The organism is Methylobacterium variabile, assembly GCF_001043975.1.
Lineage (GTDB): Bacteria > Pseudomonadota > Alphaproteobacteria > Rhizobiales > Beijerinckiaceae > Methylobacterium > Methylobacterium variabile.
Genome location: NZ_LABY01000106.1, coordinates 1 through 4,015, shown reverse-complemented (window position 1 = coordinate 4,015; position 4,015 = coordinate 1). Strand labels below are relative to the sequence as shown.

Here is a 4,015-nt window from a genome sequence, read left to right as displayed (position 1 = left end):
TTCTTGCCGATTATCCGCAAGGGATCCTATGTCAGAACAAGTCAGCAAGGAGGCGCAACCCGTGCTGCGTCTCTCGTGTCTACGCCTCGGTTTGCCCGATGCGGTATCGAACTGATCGACAGCTATCTTCCTCAGGTGCATCTATTCGCAAACGGCTGCTACGAGACAGCTGTCGCCTATCATGCAACTGGCTGGGACGTGCAGAATACGGGCATCGAGGGGGGTGAGATCGAGGTTAGCGGTGCGGGTGTGGTCGATTTCGTGTCGGCGCGCTCGGGCTATCGCGGCGTCGCTGGCCTGCCGCCGACGCTGCGGATCACCATCCGCGACGCGGCGGCCAACCGCTACCTCGTGCGGATCCATGGCAGGTCAGGCACGATCCTGGACCTGGGCGTGCCAATCCTATGCGGGACCGGCGGCGCTGGAGGGGCGGCTGTAATGCCCCTGTCGGCCGGCGTGCTCTTGGTGGACACCACCGCCACCAAGATCGTGTGCGGTCTGCCCTCGTCCGGCTACTACACCAGCGACAGCGATCACGCCGCCGTCATCCGCACTCGTGGCATTTGCGGTGGCTTGACCGTTCATGGTCTTGGTATTGATCAGCTGACTGCTGGCGTGCTCTTCGATCTCCAGCACAACGGCAATGGTCTGACCGCTGTGTCAGGTCAAAACTACAATCATGGATTTCCTCTCGATCCAGTCGTCACCACGGACCCCATCACCGGCTACATCGGCGACAAGACCAACTTGTTTCTGGCGCGGGGGCTCGCCTCGCTGCTCATCGACACGCGAGGCCCCCAGGGCATCCGGCTCAAGCAGCAATTTGCTAGCGCCGGGCGCGTGGTCCTGGAGAACGATGGGTCAGTGACCCTGCGCGCCACGTACACCGGCATGGCGGACGCAACCGGGAACCTGGCCGTGCCGCTCCCAGGCGGGCTATTCAGCGCGACTCCCCACGTCCTTGTGCAAAGTTACTTCAACTACAATCAAGCGCCCTCAATCATCGGCAATCCGACAAAAGACAGCTTTGTTGCGGGATTTGGCAATTCAAATGCCAATCTTTCGACGACCGTGATCTACACGGTGAACGGTTTCTAGCGCGACGATCGGCTGATCTGCTAAAATTAAGGTGTATCCCATGCCGGATTTCGTGAGGCTGATTACTGTCGAGGGCGGCGAACCGAAAGAGCGTGATCCTGTCGCGCTTATGACGCTGGTGCTTCCGCAGGTGCCGATCATCGTAGGCGACGCGCCAACGACCATTCTCGGTGCGTTCGCCGGCAAGGCCAGCCTCGGCGGCACCATCGGCCCCGACGCGGACTGGAACATCCCGGCCGACGTCGTGCACGTCGTCATCCCGCAGCTCACGGCCTCGCGGGCCTGGTCGCTGCCCGACGTGGACGGCTACCCCTATGGGCAGGATCTCGTGATCGTCGATGAGGGTCGGTTCCTTGGGGCCGGCCTCACGCTCACGCTCGGCCCCCTTGCCGGCTCCGGGGACACGCTCCCGCCCTGGACCAACAATCTGATCCCTCTCGACAGCGCGGGCGCCTACGTGCGCCTGCGTAGGGGTGTCCTCTCCAACGTGTGGGTCACGGTCTGATGCGCCGCCTGTCTGCTCTCCTCGTCGCGCCTGCGGTCCTTCTCGGCCCTGCCGCGGCTCGCGCCGACGGTCTCGCCCCAGCCGGTCCCGCGACCCAGGGCCAGTGCTACGCCTCCGGCACGAGCGGCCCTCGAGTGCCCTGCGTGCTCCAGGGGCAGACCTGGACCCGGGTGCAGCGCCCAACCGACGATGCGTCGGGGATGAGCGTGCTCGGACGGTCCTTGATGGCCCGTGGGCAGGACCAGACCAACGTCAAGGATGCGCCCTATGGCGCCCGTGGCGACGGCACGACAGACGATCGCGCGGCCCTGGCCGCTGCGGACGCGGTCGGCGCGACGGTGATCCCTCCGGGCACCTACCGCATCGCCTCGAGCGTCACGCTCGGCAACGACGTCACCTTCATGCCCGGGGCGGTCCTCCTCCCCGATGCAGGCGTGACGGTGACGCTCGCCGGGCAGATCGACGCCGCGCGCAAGCAGTACATCTTCAAGGGGGCGGGCACGGTCGTCGCCGCCGGCGCGCACGAGGTCTGGACCTCGTGGTGGGGCGCGTTCGCCAACCGCACCACGGATGCCGCACCTGCGTTCCGGGCCGCGATGGGCAGCGCCCGCACGGTCCGGTCCATTCCGGCGACGTACCGGTTCTGCTCATGGGTGATGGCCGGTCCCTACGCGCAGGATGCGGCGCACACGACGGGGCAGTACTTCCCGGCCGGCGTCTGGCCGATGGGGTATGACGATCTCACCGTCGATAACACCGGGGCGACTTTCAACACGTGCGACTACCCCAATCCTCTGGCGATCTTCTTTTTCGATCGCAACAAGCGCGCACACCTCACGGGGGGCACGTACAACGGCAACCACAACCTGATCGCGGATATTGCCTCGTCGGTCGCCGTCGTCACGCACAACCAAGACAACAGCCTGTTCGAGAACTTCACCGTCGGAGGCAACTTCGGCGGGGGCGGCTCCGGGATGGCCTCGAACTGGACCTACAACACCACCTACCGCAACATCCGGATGACCGGCGTAGGCCAGGCCGTCGACTTCGCGCAGGCCAAGGGGCTGACGATCGACGGCATGGTCGCCGTCGGCGGGGACGCGACGCAGAGCGGTGGCCCGGGATCCAAGGGCGTCTCGTTCATCTATGACCCGGTCGGCACCTACGACAGCCGATTGCCGTACAATTTCGACGACAATGACGGAGTGACGATTGTCAACTCCGAGTTCAGCAACTTCACCGCGTGCCTGTACGTCTTCTCCGGCAAGAACTACCGTATCTCGAACAACAGGTTCCACAACTGCACTGGGAATTCTGGCGGGGCGCAGGGGGTCGGTGCGCTGATCGGATGGAGTTCGGCGTCCGCAGGGCGTCCCGTCCAGAACTTCATCATGGACAACAACATCATCGATGATAACGGGGCGGTCAACGGCAACGCTGGCGTCGTGGTCGGAAACGGCGCGATCACGAACTCCGATGTCATGTCGGGGATCAAGATCACCAACAACATCATCAAGAACAATCGGGACACCGGGATCCGGGCGACCGGCACCTCGAACCTGGCGAACATCGATTTCATCACCGGGAACAAGTTCATCCCGGGAAGCAATCAGCTCTACGCCCTAGGCGGTTATGTTTCAGCGCTGCAGGATCCGCCCCCCGTCCTGTCGTCGTGCGGCACGAGCCCGAGCGTGCAGGCCGGCAGCGCCAACCGCTCCGGTGTCGTGACGCTCGGGACGGGAGCGACCGGCTGCACGATCACCTTCGCCCGTCCGGCCCCGACCTACCCGCAGCTCCCGATCTGCAACGTCATGCCCGCCTCGGGGGCGACCGCCTCGTCATGGTCGGTCGCCAATGCCGGAGGCGTCGCCGTGCTGACCCTCTCGAACGCCTCGCCGGGCACCTACGGCTACCAGTGCAGCGGCAACTGAGGACACGATCCATGCGCGCTATCATCATCCTGCTCCTCACGCTCACCGCAAGCCCGCTGGCCGCGCAGACGTTCGGCCCCCCCAACATCCTCCCCACGCTCAACGTCGCCGGCACGCTGACGGCGGGATCATACAGCATCGGCGGCTCGCCTCTGTTCGGCGTGAGCGGCAACTATCGGACAGTGCTCGCCGGAGATGGTATCCAGGCGTTCACCTTCTACAATGCAGGCGGTGATACGACGACGTACATCAATGCCGGCGCGGTGGCGTTCCGATCCCGCGACTACGCGACGACGTTCGGAACGATCAACGCGTCCGGGCTCAGCGTAGGCGGGTTCGCCGCCATGGCCGGGGCGGCCTATGTCGGCGGCCCGATCGCGGGCACCCAGACGGCCCGGGGGGCCCTGGACTACTTCGGCACCAACCGCGCCGCCCGCATCCATGCCTGGTCGGGCGACGCCACGGCGGCGGGACTGGAATT

Annotated in this window: 4 protein-coding genes; all 4 read left to right on the top strand. The window is 65.1% G+C overall.

The features are described from left to right. The coding region (locus VQ02_RS38235) for a hypothetical protein (protein ID WP_167350756.1) at positions 1–1,098 on the top strand (1,098 nt) is incomplete at its 5' end. Between the two features lie 40 nt (positions 1,099–1,138). Beyond that, positions 1,139–1,603, top strand: a complete 465-nt coding sequence (locus VQ02_RS16165; protein ID WP_157080656.1) for a hypothetical protein — start codon at positions 1,139–1,141, stop codon at positions 1,601–1,603. 143 nt (positions 1,604–1,746) lie between these two features. Continuing rightward, entirely contained in the window at positions 1,747–3,534 is a 1,788-nt protein-coding gene (locus tag VQ02_RS16160; RefSeq protein WP_167350755.1) for a right-handed parallel beta-helix repeat-containing protein, read from the top strand. An 11-nt stretch (positions 3,535–3,545) separates the two neighbouring features. Next, a partial coding sequence (locus VQ02_RS16155) for a hypothetical protein (protein WP_048445230.1) occupies positions 3,546–4,015 on the top strand: 470 nt, incomplete at its 3' end.